The following is a 14144-nucleotide window of genomic DNA, read 5'->3' on the forward strand; positions in this document are numbered from 1 at the left end:
TGAATACATAAAATGCAAAATACCTCAGAACAGTATGACGCGGTAGTGAATGAATGCCGTAGTTTATTTATTAAAAAAATGTCTGACTATGGAAGTGCTTGGAGAATTTTACGCTTACCATCACTTACCGATCAAATATTTATTAAGGCGCAAAGAATACGCCAACTACAAGAAAATGATGTAAGAAAAGTTGACGAAGGTGAAAAGTCTGAGTTCATAGGAATAATTAATTATTCTATTATGGCTTTAGTTCAGTTAGAGTTAGGTTTTGTAGAACAACCTGATTTAACAACTGAAGAAGCAACTGTTTTGTATGATAAATATGTAACCATTACAAAGGATTTAATGGAGAAAAAAAATCATGATTATGGAGAAGCATGGCGAGATATGAGAGTTTCTTCATTAACTGATTTAATCTTACAAAAATTATTACGAGTAAAACAAATAGAAAATAATAAAGGTAAAACCCTGGTTTCTGAGGGAATTGATGCGAATTACCAAGACATGATCAATTATGCGGTATTTGCAATGATTCACCTAAATGAAGCTTAAAAATCCCTAACATTATGTTATTAAAAATACTTACACACATTTCAAGAGTTTTTGTAGGACTATTGTTTATTTATTCTGGTTTTGTAAAATTGGTTGATCCAATGGGGACCATGTTTAAACTAGAAGAATATTTTAGCGAAGCTGTTTTAGATTTAGAGTTTCTAACTCCAATGGCTCTTGTCTTTGCTATTTTATTAGTAGTTTCTGAAACAGTGTTAGGTATTATGCTTTTGGTAGGGTACAAGCCTAAATTCACGGTTTGGAGTTTATTTGCAATTACGTTAATATTCTTGTTCTTAACTTGGTATTCTTACACGTATAACAAAGTAACAGATTGTGGTTGTTTTGGAGATGCCATTAAAATTACTCCAGAACAAACATTCTATAAGAATGTAATTTTCATCGGATTAATCGGAATTTTAATTGCAGGACTAAAGTATATTAAAGCGATTCCTTCTTTAAAAATTGCATCAATAACAACTTATGCATCAATTGCAATTTCATTATTAATAACATTTTACGTGTTAAATCACTTACCAATTATTGACTTTAGAGCTTATTCTGTAGGAACAAATATTGCAGAAGGAATGAAGTATAAAGGAGATGGAGAAGTGCCACCTATTCATGATTTTGAAATTAGTACTGATGATGGAGATTTATTAGAAGAAATGTTAGCTAAAGATAAAGCAATGTTGCTTTTAGTAAATACTGTAGATAAAGCAGATGAAGAAGGTCTTCATGAAGTTTCTAAAGTTGCAGCTGCAGCGAAAAGTAAAGGTTATGAAATTTACGTATTATCTTCTGATGGAATGATGTATGATGAAGAAGAACTTGGTAAATTCAAGCAGAAATATAACCTACCTTATATTTTTGGAACTTGTGATGGTACAGCAATTAAAACTGCTATTAGAGCAAATCCAGGGATTATAACTGTAAATAAAGGAACAATCGTTGGTAAATGGAATTGGACAGATACTGATGATGTGAAATTATAACAAGTATTAAGTACTTGAATTTAAGAGCGAGAAACATTGTGTTTTTCGCTTTTTTTTATGTCTTATTTTTAAGATTGAAATCTTTGGTAATCTGCTCATTTAAAATCAGTATCAATATATTTTCTATATTTAAGTACTAATAACTAATGTAACTTTAACTATGAAATTCTTAAAATACACCCTGCTATTTTTGCTGGCTGTAATCCTTATTGGATTAATTTACGTGTCCATGCAATCCTCAGATTATAATGTTGAAAGATCCAAAGTAATCAACCAACCTATTTCAAAAGTATTTAATACCGTTAACGATTTAAAAACTTGGGAAAAATGGGGACCATGGCATGATGAAGATTCTACAATTGTTGTGACTTATGGAGATAAAACTGTTGGAGTAGGAGCAAGTGATAGCTGGACAAGTAAAGATGGTCCTGGAGCAATGGAAACTATTTCCGTTGAAATGAATAAGTCTATCTTACAAGAAATGCGATTTGGAGATTATGAACCAAGTGAAATCTTATGGAATTTTGAAGATGTTGATGACGGGACAAAAGTAACTTGGACCATGAGAGATGATAAAGCTCCGTTTTTCTTCAAAATGTTTTCAGCAATGTCTGGAGGTTGGGATAACATGTTAGGTCCAATGCTAGAAAATGGATTGAAAAATCTTGATGGTGTTGTTAAAGCAATACCAGATAAATATACTTTAGGTAAAATCAGTGTTGTTGATACTGAAGATAAAGTGTTTGTAGGATATCCACATAAAATGAAGATAGATCAGGAAGCTATGATGAAGGCTTTTATGGAATCTTTACCAAAAGCAGGAATACATGCAGCTAAATCTGGTTTAGTAGAAGGAGATTATACTCCAGCAGCATTATATCATAAATGGGATGAAAAAACTGGGGAGACAGAATTCCATATCGGTCTATTTTTGAATAAAGATTTGGCTTTGGCTGAAGGAATGGAAAAAGTTTCAATTTCCGGAGGTAAACATGTAATGATTTCTAAGTTTGGGAATTATGGTGAAGGAGATTATGAAGCACATACAGCAATTGGAAAATATTTAGAAGCAACCAAAATGAAAAGTAAATTTCCTTTGTTCGAATTGTACGTGAATGATCCTGCAAAAGTAAAACCAGAAGAAATACAGACAGATATTTATTATCCAATAGAATAAAATTTAAAAGATACTAGCTTAAAACCTCACTCAAAAAGTGAGGTTTTACTATTTTAGTGCCAATATGAAACAATTATTACTCGTATTTATTGGTGGAGGTTTTGGAAGTGTATTACGTTTTCTTTTAGGGAAAATGTTGAATAATAGTGATACGGGTATTCCAATTGGTACTTTTTTAGCGAATATTCTTGGAAGTCTTTTAATAGGTTGCATTTTAGGATTAGCCGCAAAGAATGATTCATTAACCCAAAACCAAATGCTATTATTAGCAACGGGTTTTTGTGGTGGTTTTACAACCTTTTCAACCTTTGCATATGAAAATCACGTATTTTTAAAATCAGGAGATTTTCTTTCTTTCGGATTATATGCTACCGCAAGTTTTGCATTAGGAATAGTAGCAGTTTTTTTTGGAATCTTTTTAGTTAAATAAATAAAATATGGACAAATTAGTACAAGTAACTACTGATGAAAATTATGCAATTATTAAAATTGCTAATGGGAAAGTGAATGCAATTTCTCATGAAGTTATCGACGAATTAAATGCGTGTTTAGATACCGCAGAAAAAGAAGAAAGAGTAGTTATTATTACTGGGCAAAATGGAATTTTATCTGGAGGTTTTGATTTAAAAGTAATGACTAAATCTGCAGATGCAGCCAAAGAATTAGTAACTAAAGGATCTCAATTATCTCATAGGTTATTGTCTTTTCCAACTCCCGTGATTATGGCTTGTAATGGTCATGCAGTTGCAAAAGGTGCGTTTTTATTATTATCTGCAGATTATAGAATTGGTACTGTTGGTGAGTATAAAATTGGATTAAATGAAGTGATGATTGGAATGACGATGCATAACGCTGGAATTGAAATTGCCAGAGGAAAGTTATCTCCAGTATATTTTGAAAGAAGTGTGAGTAATGCTGAAATGTACAATCCTGAAGAAGCTATAACAGCAGGGTTCTTAGATAAAATTGTTCCTGAAAGACATTTATTAGGAACTGCAACCAAAGTTGCTCAATTGTTCGGTAAATTGAATAAAAACGCTCATAAAAACACTAAACTTAAAGTGCGAAAAGAGTTGTTAGAAAGATTGGCACAAGCTATTAAAGAAGATAGTGAACAAGAACTATCTTTTAATTCATAAAATATAAAACCCGCTTTTTAGGCGGGTTTTTTTTATGTGCTTTCTATTTTTTATAAGCCATAACACCGGCTTCAATTGCTATATCTAAAGAATTATCGCGAGGCGTAATCGGGCACGAGTATCGATCACTATATGCGCAATATGGATTATAAGCTTTGTTAAAATCAACAATTATAGTTCCATCACTTTGTTCGTCTTTTGTAGTAATTTCTACAAAACGTCCACCTCGATAAGAAGTCTTTCCATTCGTTTTATCTAGAAAAGGTAAGAATAGGTAATCTCTGTAACCTGGAGTAGGATTAGGACTTTTATAAATGTCTAACTCAAACTCTTTACCATCAAGAGTAAAAGAAATTACTCCGTACTTTTTATATTTTGCTATTCTTGATGTAGTAGTCGGAAAGTTAAAAATTTTAGCTTCCGGAGTTTTAGTCAATTTAGCAACTACTTTGAACTTATCATTGACTGGGAAAAAATCTAATCCTTTAAATTCTTTTAAACCTTTTTTAGTCAACGGAGAAGTTGATGCGTCTTTAAACTTAGCATTCATTTCTTTTTGAAATTCAGTTTCTCCAATTGGTTTTCTTTTTTCTTGACCAGAACATGAGAAGCAAATTTGACTTACCAAAAGAGCTATAATAAATCTTTTCATAGTAGTGTTATTTTATGATTTTCCTTGTGAATACAAAATTACTATGAATTGAAAAGATACGTGTAAATTTTTAGGCCTATTTTGTAAAATATTGATAAACAACGTAAAATTAACATACAACCTATAGGATTTTTGTCTATGTTTGTAGCAGAATTTAAAGAAAACATGAAAAACATTTGTACATATAAGCAATGGAAGTCGGTGGTTAGACCACCTTCTAGTCGGGCTTGTTATGCGTAAATGTTATATTGATATAAAAATATACAATTGCTAAGGTCCGACTTTATAGTCGGACCTTTTTTATTTTCTATAAACAACTAAAACCAAACAATTATGAAAAAGTTATTTAAAAATTATGTAGCAACCTTTAGCGGACTCTCGAGAGAAGTTTGGTGGTTGTCGTTGATTACTTTAATCAACAGAGCAGGAACAATGGTAATTCCATTTTTATCTTTATATCTAACACAAAGTTTAGGGTTTACCCTTTCAGATGTTGGATTAATTATGGTATTCTTCGGATTAGGATCTGTGGCGGGTTCAAGATTAGGAGGATATTTAACAGATAGAATTGGGTATTTTAAAGTAATGCAATGGAGCTTGTTTTTAACTGGTGTTTTATTTGTATTACTACAGTTTGTAAAAACATTAAATGGATTTTGTGCTTCAATCTTCTTTTTGATGATGGTGGCAGATACATTCAGACCAGCAATGTTTGTTGCATTAAGTTCTTACAGTAAACCAGAGAACAAAACAAGGTCGGTAACATTAATACGTTTAGCTATTAATCTAGGGTTTTCTGCAGGTCCAGCAGTTGGAGGATTAATCATCACAACATTAGGATATCAAGGATTGTTCTGGGTAGATGGAATTACTTGTGCTTTGGCAACTTTATTGTTGATTAATGTATTAAATCCTAAAAAAGCAAGAGTTTTAGATGAGATAAAAGTTGAAAACCCTGTTTCAGTTTATCAAGATAAACCTTATTGGATATTTTTAGTAGCAATGGCTTTATTTGGTATTGTATTTCTACAGTATTTTTCGACGATACCATTATACTATAAAGAAGTGCACCACCTATCTGAATTTGAAATTGGATTGCTTTTAGGAGCTAATGGATTTATTATTTTCTTATTGGAAATGCCATTGGTAAAATGGTTAGAAGATTCTAAACAAACTAAAATTACATTAATGTTCATTGGAGGAATTCTTGTAACTCTGAGTTTTATAGTATTGAATATGACAGGTTGGGTTGGAATTTTATTAGTAGGAATGTTTTTTATGACTATAGGAGAAATGATTATGTTTCCTTTCTCTAATGCTTACGCGATGAAGAGAGCTAAAAAAGGTAATCAAGGTCAATATATGTCTTGGTATGCAATTTCATTCTCAATTGCGCATGTATTTGGACACTTTTCAGGTATGCATTTAGTTGAGAAAATAGGATTTGACAATACTTGGTATATTATTTCAGGATTATCTTTATTAAGTGGAATATTTCTATTGATTCTGAAAGCTCAAACGAAACGTAGAAAGATGGCTGCTAAAAAAGTATTGCAATTTGACAAATAAGCACTAATAATAATATTTGGGGATTATAATTTTTACATGAAAATTCAGTTATTCTATTTATTAACCTAATCCCCAAATAAAATGAAAAAACTAATCCTAATTTTTTGTTTTAGTGCACTAGCTTCAGTTGCACAAAACGCTAATATCGAGTTTGTTAATGCTGATTATCCTTTTGGGAGTATGCCAACAAATGTTCAAGGTTCTGATCTTCAAGATGCTTACATGCAATGGAAAAATTCTTTTGTAGATACCAATTGTACCAATGGTAGAGCAAGAGTGAAATTTGACGATCCTAATTTTACTGTTTCTGAAGGAATCGCTTATGGAATGTTATTGTCTGCATATGCAAATGATCAAGAATTATTTGATGGTTTATGGAAGTATTATCAAAGCCATACCAATGGTAATGGAGTAATGAATTGGAAAATTGAAGGCTGCGATACCGTAAATGGACAAAACGGAGCTACAGACGCTGAGTTAGATGCCGCAATAGCTTTAATAATTGCAGGAAATCGGTTTGGAAATTCTGGAGGTATTAACTATCATCAAGATGCTAAAGATTTAATTGCAATCATGAAACAACACGAAATAGAAGGAGGTAGTTATGTGCTAAAGCCAGGAGATGCATGGGGTGGATCAAATAATACGAATCCATCTTATTTTGCACCAGGTTATTTTCGAGTATATGGAGAGTTTACAAACGATGTTACTTTTTGGAATAACGTAACTTCGAAAACATATCAAATTTTAAATGCTAATTTATCCGTAAATAATGCTGTGGACTGCTTGGTTTCTGATTGGTGTAAAGCAGATGGGACATATTCAGATATTGTACCTTGGGCGTTCAATTCTGGAAAATCTTTTTATTATGATGCTGCTCGAACTCCTTGGAGAATTGCAACTGATTATTTATGGTATGGAAAAAGTGAAGCTGCAGATTATTTAAATAAATGTGTAAGCTTTGTAAATAGAGTCGGTGGATTGAGTAACATTAAAGCCGGCTATAATCAAGACGGAACTAGTATAAATAACTTTCAGGATCCGGTATACACAGGTTCATTTGCTTCATCAATGTTAATATCAAATGATCAAAATGTTGTTGATGGAGTGTATACAATAACAAAGAACCTGACATCAACTCAATATTTCGCAACTACTCTTCGAGTGATTTATATGTTTACGTTATCTGGTAACTTCTATAATCCGGTAAGTAGTGTATTGAGTGCGGATGAGATTGACTATGCAAGCAAGAATCATTTTGTTTATCCTAATCCAAGTTCGAATCAATTATTTCTAAAGAATTTTGAAGTAGGAACCAAATTAAAAGTTTACACATTAAATGGAAAAGAAGTAATGAAGATTACGGTCAATAATGATAGCAAATCATTTGTAGATATTTCTAAACTTGCTGTGGGAACTTATTTTATTCGTGGTAAGGATATAAAACTTCGTTTTATAAAGAAATAATTAGAAGCTAAAAGTCAATACCGAAAGCTTTTAATAAGGCTAATCCAATCCAGAATATCCAGGCAGGAATAAAAATAATGAAAAGTTTAATTTCTAATTTTTCTAGGATATAGCACCATGTAGCAAATAGTGATGGAGCAATAATTGAAAATGTTTCATCACTAATTGGACTAATTAATTCTGAATATAGCACAAGAAATAATCCAGGTAGTGCACTAAAAATCGCTACAATGAATCCTCCAATCACTGGAATATCGCTTAGGTTTTCTACTACTTTATACTTTGAGGTTGCATGTGCTATCATGGTTAACAAATATAGAGTAATGAAATCGAAATTGTCTTTTTAAAAAACTCTCAATTTATTATAATAAGAGTAGTATTTTTGAATTCGAAACTTATAGAACGATATGAACATACAAGACGCTCAAAAACAAGTAGACGATTGGATTAAAAATCACGGAGTTCGTTATTTTAATGAATTAACGAATATGGCTCAACTAACAGAAGAAGTAGGAGAAGTGGCAAGAATTATTGCTAGAAGATACGGAGAGCAAAGTGAAAAGGAAAGTGATAAGCAAAAAGACTTAGGTGAAGAATTAGCTGATGTTGTATTTGTGGTTTTATGTTTAGCAAACCAAACTGGTGTGAACTTGCAAGAAGCTTTTGATAAAAAGTTAGATTTTAAAACCAAAAGAGATCACGATCGTCACCATAACAATGAAAAGTTAAAATAATGGCGTTACATCATAATATAGGAAAGAAGTTATTTTGGGTAAATACTTTTAAAGTAGCGATTCCATTTTTTATCATAGTTGTAATATTCTCACTATTGTTCAATAGTGCGAGTGATATCTTCTCTGGAAATTTTGATAAGGTTGCAGAAGTACATTTTACAAATAAGAAATGGGTTCGATTTTTTTTAGGAAAAATAGTAATAAGTATTATGTACGGAATGTACACTTCAAATAAAAAAATGAAATAAAAAAAGCGAGTTTTTAAACTCGCTTTTTTTATGATTGTTAATCCAATTGAATAAAGTCAATCTGACTATCTTTTACCTTTTGATTCAATTGTTTTACTTCTGAATTGAAGATTTGGTATAGTTTATTCAATTCAATATCAATGTCTTTTGTGATTTCATTTTTGAATGCAATTGCTTGATCAGTTGGTTTGAAATCGCCGATTCTCGTTAATGAATTTAAATGCCCTAACTTGTTGTTTAATTTAATCGGGAAGTTTAATGGATCTTGATTACTCTTACTTTTTGTTTGATATAAATTGTTTTCAACAACAGTCATATCTTTAAGTAATTTATCCGCAAAATCAATTAACTCTTTGTGTTTCTTTTTATCTTGAATAGACTTCTTTAACGTTTTTATCTGACCTCTAACTTTCTTTACATTTTTCAATGCTTTATGAATTTCCGTCATCTTTGCATTGATACTGTTTATAAAATCAAACTGAGCTTTTAAATCTGCTTCTGAAGATTCTGAATTCGGTTTGTTTTTAATACTGAAGTTTTGAGATGTAGATTTTCCATTTACTTCAAGCGCAACACTATAGTTTCCTGGTAAAGCCATTGGTCCGTTCAAAGAAGCCCACCATAAAATCATTCCTTTTACGCGTTCAGCTCCAGAATACATCATGTCCCAGTGGAAAACATTATTTCCTTGTTTAACTTTAAGTTTTTTCTCTTTGTCCTTTTTGTTTGGGTGCGTACTGAAAACTTGGATTTTGTTTTTAGCACTGTCAAAAAATGAAAGCGAAATAGTATCTTTTTCTGAATAGTTTTTTACAAAGTAATTAATCGGAACTCCGCCATAATAATTAGTTCCGTTTCTTTTTGAAGTTGCTCCATTACCACCACCCATTCTATAGCTTTCTTTTGGTTTATACATAAAGAAGTCTTTATTAGTGATAGATGTGTTTAATTGATGAAGCGGAGTTAAATCATCAATAATCCATAAAGATCTACCTTGAGTAGCCGCAATTAAGTTATCTTCTTTTACAGCTAAATCAGTAATAGGAACAATAGGTAAATTCAATTGGAATTTTTGCCACTCTTTACCATCATTAAAAGAAACGTAAATTCCTCTTTCTGTACCAGCATATAACAATCCTTTTCTTTTCGGATCTGCTCTTAATGCTCTGGTAAAATCTTCATTTCCGATACCGTTTGTGATTTTTTTCCAAGAAGCACCGTAATCTTCAGTTTTATAAATGTATGGTTGATAATCTCCCGTTTTATATTTCGTTCCAACAATGTAAGCTCCTCCTTTTGTAAACGGATCAATTTCGATGCAATTAATCATCATCCATTCAGGCATTTTTTTAGGTGTAATATTTGTCCAGTTTTTACCGCCATCTCTAGTTATATGGACCAAACCATCATCAGATCCTGTGTAAATAACACCATTTTCATTAGGAACTTCTGCTATTGCGAAGATTGTCCCATAATATTCCACTCCAGTATTATCTTTTGTGATTGGTCCTCCTGATGGGCCTAATGTTTTCGGATCATTTCTCGTTAAATCTGGACTAATAATTTCCCAAGATTGACCTTCGTTTGTAGTGGCATGAACATGATTAGAAGTTGCATATAATTTCTTAGGATTATTCGGTGAAAATAACACAGGGAAATTCCACTGGAAACGATATTTAAAATCTTCAGCTCCATGTCCCATTGGGTCATCTGGCCACACGTTAATAGCTCTTACAGATCCTGTTTTATGATTAACACGCGTTAACAATCCTCCATAACTTCCTCCGTAGGCAATGTCATTATTTAAAGGATCTACTGCAATATGCGCACTTTCTCCTCCTGCTGTACTTTCCCAATCTTGATTCGTAATAAATCTTCCATCTGTTCTATGAGAAATTCTAATTGTGGAATTATCTTGTTGAGCCACGTAAATTCTATATGGGAAATGATTGTCTGTGGTTACGCGATAAAATTGAGAAGTTGGTTGATTTAAATAGGTAGACCAATTTTCTCCAGCATCAAAAGAAATTTGTCCTCCACCATCGTCAGCAATTATCATTCTTTGATTGTCTTCTGGAGCAATCCATAAATCATGATGATCTCCATGAGGAGCGTTATAGGTTTTATACGTTTTACCACCATCTGTAGATTTGTGGTAACGAACATTCATTACATAAACAATATTTTCATCTTGAGTATCTGCATAGATACGTGTGTAGTACCAAGCTCTTTGACGTAATTTACGTTCGCTATTAATTAGTTTCCATGTTTTTCCTGCATCGGTAGATTTATAAACTCCACCTTTTTCATTCTCGATTAAAGCATAAACAATTTCTGAATTTACAGGAGAAACAGCTAAACCTGAAATACCCCAAGTTCCTTTTGGTAATCCGTCATTTTCAGAAATATTCGTCCAAGTTTCACCTTCATCTGTACTTTTCCAAATAGCAGAACCTTCTCCACCACTAGATAAACTATAAGGAGTTCTTCTTACATTCCAAGTTGAAGCATATAAAACTCTTGGATTATTTGGATCTATAATTAAATCAATTGCACCAGCATCTGCATTACTGAATAAAACTCTTTTCCAGTTCTTTCCTCCGTCAATCGACTTATAAACTCCTCTTTCTTGAGTTGATTTATATAAATCACCCATTACAGCGGCAAAAACAACATCAGGGTTTTTAGGATGAATTCTTATTCTTGGAATATGTCTAGAATTTGGTAATCCCATATGTTTCCATGTTTTACCTGCGTTTTCAGATTTCCAAACACCATCCCCAGAAGAAACATTTCCACGAACGGTTTTTTCTCCCATTCCAACATAAATAATGTTGTTGTCCCATTCGCTAACAGCTATCGATCCTACTGATCCACCAAAAAATCCATCAGAAATATTTTGCCAAGTATTTCCAGCGTCAATTGTTTTCCAAATTCCACCTCCGGTTGTTCCCATGTAGAATAAATTTGGCTTTTTGGAAACTCCAGTTACAGCACAACTTCTTCCGCCACGAAATGGACCGATGTTTCTCCATTCGATTGCGTTAAAATATTCTTCAGAAAATTGGCTATTATTTTTTTGAGCGTTAACTTTGATATTCGCGAATAGGAGCAGAAATGCTCCTAATAAAAGTAGTTTTTTCATTTGATTTAGTTGATTAAGATGCTAAATATAAAATTTTGTTAATGGACTTATTGTTAAAGATTCCTAAAAATCAATTATTTAAAAATAGTATTGTTGTATCAGGTTCAAAAAGTGAATCGAACAGATTATTAATACTACAACAATTATATCCTCAACTGGTTATTGAGAATTTATCTAATTCAGATGATTCTGTGCATATGCAACATGCCTTAAAAGGAGAAGGAGAGGTTGCTGATATCGGTCATGCTGGAACTGCCATGCGATTTTTAACTGCTTTTTTTGCTACCCAAGAAGGAAAAACTAAAGTTTTACAAGGATCGGAAAGAATGCATAATCGTCCGATTAAGATTTTAGTCGACGCTCTGAGAGATTTAGGAGCAGAAATTTCTTACATCGAAAAAGAAGGATATCCGCCATTAAAGATTACAGGTAAAAAACTAGAAAAGAGTACAGTTGCTATTCAAGGAAATGTGAGTAGTCAGTACATCTCGGCGTTATTATTAATTGCATCAAGTTTGCCAAATGGTTTAGAGATTGAATTGTTAGGAGAAATCACTTCGATTCCATATATCAAAATGACATTAAGTTTACTAAGTCAATTAGGAATTGAAAGTACATTTGAAGGAAATTTGATTAAGGTAAATCCGTTAGCAAATATTGAAGGAAAGAAAGTCGTTGTTGAAGCTGATTGGAGTTCTGCATCTTACTTTTATTCTTTAGTTGCGTTAAGTGAAATAGGAACTGAAATTGAATTATCATCTTATAAAAAAGAGAGTTTACAAGGGGATAGTTGTTTAGCTGAAATTTATAAACATTTTGGTGTTACTACTACGTTTGAAGAGTATACAATCCTACTGAAAAAAGAGAAGGAAACAAGTACTTCTTTATTAGAGCTAGATTTGGTAAAAGCACCAGATATTGCTCAAACGATTGCCGTTACATGTTTTGCTTTAGGTGTTCCTTGTAAATTAGAAGGTCTACATACGCTGAAAATCAAAGAAACGGATAGATTAGAAGCATTAAGAGAGGAAATAACTAAACTTGGTGGAAATATTACGGTAACTAATGAAGAGTTACACTTAGAGTCTTCATCTGAAATAAATGAAAACATAGCTATAGAAACATACAATGATCATAGAATGGCTATGGCATTTACTCCTTTGGCATTAAAAGTACCAATTCAAATAAACGACGCTAAAGTTGTTACGAAGTCATATAGAAACTTCTGGGCAGACTTTGAAAACGTCGGGATTCCACAAGAAGTTCTAAAATAATATAGGAAACGCTTGACAAGGCCTATGTTGAAATCGTATATTTGGCGCCATTAATAAATACTCAATAATGAAATTATCTCAATTTAACTTCGAATTACCACCAGAGTTATTAGCAGAATACCCATCAGAGCATAGGGATGAAGCTCGTTTAATGGTTTTAAACCGTAAAGAACAAACTATTGAACACAAGTTGTTTAAAGATTTAATCAACTATTTTGATGAAGGTGATGTAATGATGTTGAATAACACCAAAGTATTTCCGGCTAGAATGTATGGAAATAAAGAAAAAACTGGTGCTAGAATTGAAGTGTTCTTATTGAGAGAATTAAATGCGGAACACAGACTTTGGGATGTTTTAGTAGATCCTGCTCGTAAAATCCGTATTGGTAATAAGTTATTCTTCGGAGATGATGAGAGTTTAGTAGCTGAGGTTATTGATAACACTACTTCTAGAGGAAGAACGTTACGTTTTTTATTCGATGGTCCTTATGACGAGTTTAGAAGAAAACTTATTGAATTAGGTCAAACACCATTACCAAAATACATCAAAAGAGATGTTGAGCCAGAAGATGAAGAGCGTTACCAAACAATTTATGCAAAGCATGAAGGAGCTGTAGCTGCACCAACTGCAGGTTTACACTTTTCTAAGCACTTAATGAAGCGTTTAGAAATCAAAGGAGTTGATTTTGCAGAAATGACTTTACACGTAGGTTTAGGTACTTTTAATCCTGTAGAGGTTGAAGATTTATCTAAGCATAAAATGGATTCTGAGAAAATTATCATTCCAGAAGAAGCATGTAATGTGGTAAACAATGCCTTAGAAAACAAGAAAAGAATTTGTGCTGTTGGAACAACGGTAATGAGAACTGTTGAATCATCGGTTTCTGCTAACCAAAGATTAAACGAATTTACGGGTTGGACGAATAAATTTATTTTTCCTCCATATGATTTCAGTATTGCAAATTCAATGGTTACGAACTTCCATACTCCTAAGTCAACATTATTAATGATGGTTGCTGCATTTGCGGGTTATGATTTTGTAATGGAAGCCTACGAACAGGCAGTAAAAGAGAAGTATAAATTTTATTCTTACGGAGATGCGATGTTAATTATCTAATATAATTAATTGATCAAAATATTTTAGAAACTGGGAAGTGTATACTTTCCAGTTTTTTTATTTTTAAGTGCTCCT

Annotated in this window: 14 protein-coding genes; 11 read left to right on the top strand and 3 right to left on the bottom strand. The window is 32.3% G+C overall.

The window, feature by feature from the left end; genetic code table 11:
• Nucleotides 1–12 precede the first annotated feature (12 nt).
• The 5 genes from ABNT61_RS15025 to ABNT61_RS15045 all read left to right on the top strand — a co-directional run bounded on the left by ABNT61_RS15025 (nucleotide 13) and on the right by ABNT61_RS15045 (nucleotide 3863).
• Nucleotides 13–552: a DUF1599 domain-containing protein gene (locus ABNT61_RS15025; RefSeq protein WP_348710003.1), complete on the top strand. Its 540-nt coding sequence runs from the start codon at nucleotides 13–15 to the stop codon at nucleotides 550–552.
• A gap of 14 nt (nucleotides 553–566) precedes the next feature.
• The gene (locus ABNT61_RS15030) at nucleotides 567–1547 is read left to right on the top strand and encodes a DoxX family protein (RefSeq protein ID WP_348722840.1); all 981 of its coding nucleotides are present in this window, start codon (nucleotides 567–569) and stop codon (nucleotides 1545–1547) included.
• 160 nt (nucleotides 1548–1707) lie between these two features.
• Complete coding sequence (locus ABNT61_RS15035) at nucleotides 1708–2724, top strand: GyrI-like domain-containing protein (protein WP_348722838.1); 1017 nt, start codon at nucleotides 1708–1710, stop codon at nucleotides 2722–2724.
• A gap of 64 nt (nucleotides 2725–2788) precedes the next feature.
• Complete coding sequence (gene crcB, locus ABNT61_RS15040) at nucleotides 2789–3154, top strand: fluoride efflux transporter CrcB (protein ID WP_348722836.1); 366 nt, start codon at nucleotides 2789–2791, stop codon at nucleotides 3152–3154.
• A gap of 7 nt (nucleotides 3155–3161) precedes the next feature.
• Nucleotides 3162–3863, top strand: coding sequence for a crotonase/enoyl-CoA hydratase family protein (locus tag ABNT61_RS15045; RefSeq protein WP_348722834.1), 702 nt, complete (start codon nucleotides 3162–3164; stop codon nucleotides 3861–3863).
• A 43-nt stretch (nucleotides 3864–3906) separates the two neighbouring features.
• On the opposite strand, the gene ABNT61_RS15050 is transcribed toward ABNT61_RS15045, so the two are convergent.
• Nucleotides 3907–4515: a DUF1684 domain-containing protein gene (locus tag ABNT61_RS15050; protein WP_348743812.1), complete on the bottom strand. Its 609-nt coding sequence runs from the start codon at nucleotides 4513–4515 to the stop codon at nucleotides 3907–3909.
• Between the two features lie 333 nt (nucleotides 4516–4848).
• On the opposite strand from ABNT61_RS15050, the gene ABNT61_RS15055 reads away from it, so the two are divergent.
• Both ABNT61_RS15055 and ABNT61_RS15060 read left to right on the top strand, forming a co-directional pair.
• Nucleotides 4849–6084: an MFS transporter gene (locus tag ABNT61_RS15055; RefSeq protein ID WP_348743813.1), complete on the top strand. Its 1236-nt coding sequence runs from the start codon at nucleotides 4849–4851 to the stop codon at nucleotides 6082–6084.
• A gap of 81 nt (nucleotides 6085–6165) precedes the next feature.
• Nucleotides 6166–7551, top strand: a complete 1386-nt coding sequence (locus ABNT61_RS15060; protein ID WP_348743814.1) for a glycosyl hydrolase family 8 — start codon at nucleotides 6166–6168, stop codon at nucleotides 7549–7551.
• Nucleotides 7552–7558: 7 nt separating this feature from the next.
• Here ABNT61_RS15060 and ABNT61_RS15065 read toward each other — a convergent pair whose 3' ends face one another.
• Nucleotides 7559–7855 carry a hypothetical protein gene (locus ABNT61_RS15065; RefSeq protein WP_348709992.1) on the bottom strand — a complete coding sequence of 99 codons (297 nt, stop codon included), beginning with the start codon at nucleotides 7853–7855 and terminating at the stop codon, nucleotides 7559–7561.
• 103 nt (nucleotides 7856–7958) lie between these two features.
• Between ABNT61_RS15065 and ABNT61_RS15070 the strand changes: the two genes are divergently transcribed.
• Together ABNT61_RS15070 and ABNT61_RS15075 are read left to right on the top strand one after the other, a co-directional pair.
• Nucleotides 7959–8285 carry a nucleotide pyrophosphohydrolase gene (locus tag ABNT61_RS15070; RefSeq protein ID WP_348709991.1) on the top strand — a complete coding sequence of 109 codons (327 nt, stop codon included), beginning with the start codon at nucleotides 7959–7961 and terminating at the stop codon, nucleotides 8283–8285.
• Entirely contained in the window at nucleotides 8285–8533 is a 249-nt protein-coding gene (locus tag ABNT61_RS15075; protein ID WP_348722823.1) for a hypothetical protein, read from the top strand. The genes ABNT61_RS15070 and ABNT61_RS15075 overlap by 1 nt, the downstream gene beginning before the upstream one ends.
• A gap of 37 nt (nucleotides 8534–8570) precedes the next feature.
• Here ABNT61_RS15075 and ABNT61_RS15080 read toward each other — a convergent pair whose 3' ends face one another.
• Nucleotides 8571–11678 carry a VPS10 domain-containing protein gene (locus ABNT61_RS15080; RefSeq protein WP_348743815.1) on the bottom strand — a complete coding sequence of 1036 codons (3108 nt, stop codon included), beginning with the start codon at nucleotides 11676–11678 and terminating at the stop codon, nucleotides 8571–8573.
• A gap of 41 nt (nucleotides 11679–11719) precedes the next feature.
• Here ABNT61_RS15080 and ABNT61_RS15085 point away from each other — a divergent pair, with 41 nt between their 5' ends.
• Both ABNT61_RS15085 and queA read left to right on the top strand, forming a co-directional pair.
• Nucleotides 11720–12952 (top strand): 3-phosphoshikimate 1-carboxyvinyltransferase, encoded by a 1233-nt coding sequence (locus tag ABNT61_RS15085; RefSeq protein ID WP_348743816.1) that lies wholly within the window; start codon nucleotides 11720–11722, stop codon nucleotides 12950–12952.
• Between the two features lie 67 nt (nucleotides 12953–13019).
• Nucleotides 13020–14069, top strand: coding sequence for a tRNA preQ1(34) S-adenosylmethionine ribosyltransferase-isomerase QueA (gene queA, locus ABNT61_RS15090; RefSeq protein WP_348740804.1), 1050 nt, complete (start codon nucleotides 13020–13022; stop codon nucleotides 14067–14069).
• The last annotated feature ends 75 nt before the right edge of the window (nucleotides 14070–14144 follow it).

It is taken from the genome of Tenacibaculum sp. 190524A05c (assembly GCF_964036595.1).
Taxonomy (GTDB): domain Bacteria; phylum Bacteroidota; class Bacteroidia; order Flavobacteriales; family Flavobacteriaceae; genus Polaribacter; species Polaribacter platacis.

Coding starts and splice junctions, on each gene's coding strand:
- ABNT61_RS15055 (WP_348743813.1), top strand. CDS start 4,849: ATGAAAAAGTTATTTAAAAATTATGTAGCAACCTTTAGCGGACTCTCG.
- ABNT61_RS15080 (WP_348743815.1), bottom strand. CDS start 11,678: ATGAAAAAACTACTTTTATTAGGAGCATTTCTGCTCCTATTCGCGAAT.
- ABNT61_RS15065 (WP_348709992.1), bottom strand. CDS start 7,855: ATGATAGCACATGCAACCTCAAAGTATAAAGTAGTAGAAAACCTAAGC.
- ABNT61_RS15070 (WP_348709991.1), top strand. CDS start 7,959: ATGAACATACAAGACGCTCAAAAACAAGTAGACGATTGGATTAAAAAT.
- queA (WP_348740804.1), top strand. CDS start 13,020: ATGAAATTATCTCAATTTAACTTCGAATTACCACCAGAGTTATTAGCA.
- ABNT61_RS15085 (WP_348743816.1), top strand. CDS start 11,720: ATGGACTTATTGTTAAAGATTCCTAAAAATCAATTATTTAAAAATAGT.
- ABNT61_RS15025 (WP_348710003.1), top strand. CDS start 13: ATGCAAAATACCTCAGAACAGTATGACGCGGTAGTGAATGAATGCCGT.
- crcB (WP_348722836.1), top strand. CDS start 2,789: ATGAAACAATTATTACTCGTATTTATTGGTGGAGGTTTTGGAAGTGTA.
- ABNT61_RS15045 (WP_348722834.1), top strand. CDS start 3,162: ATGGACAAATTAGTACAAGTAACTACTGATGAAAATTATGCAATTATT.
- ABNT61_RS15060 (WP_348743814.1), top strand. CDS start 6,166: ATGAAAAAACTAATCCTAATTTTTTGTTTTAGTGCACTAGCTTCAGTT.
- ABNT61_RS15030 (WP_348722840.1), top strand. CDS start 567: ATGTTATTAAAAATACTTACACACATTTCAAGAGTTTTTGTAGGACTA.
- ABNT61_RS15035 (WP_348722838.1), top strand. CDS start 1,708: ATGAAATTCTTAAAATACACCCTGCTATTTTTGCTGGCTGTAATCCTT.
- ABNT61_RS15050 (WP_348743812.1), bottom strand. CDS start 4,515: ATGAAAAGATTTATTATAGCTCTTTTGGTAAGTCAAATTTGCTTCTCA.
- ABNT61_RS15075 (WP_348722823.1), top strand. CDS start 8,285: ATGGCGTTACATCATAATATAGGAAAGAAGTTATTTTGGGTAAATACT.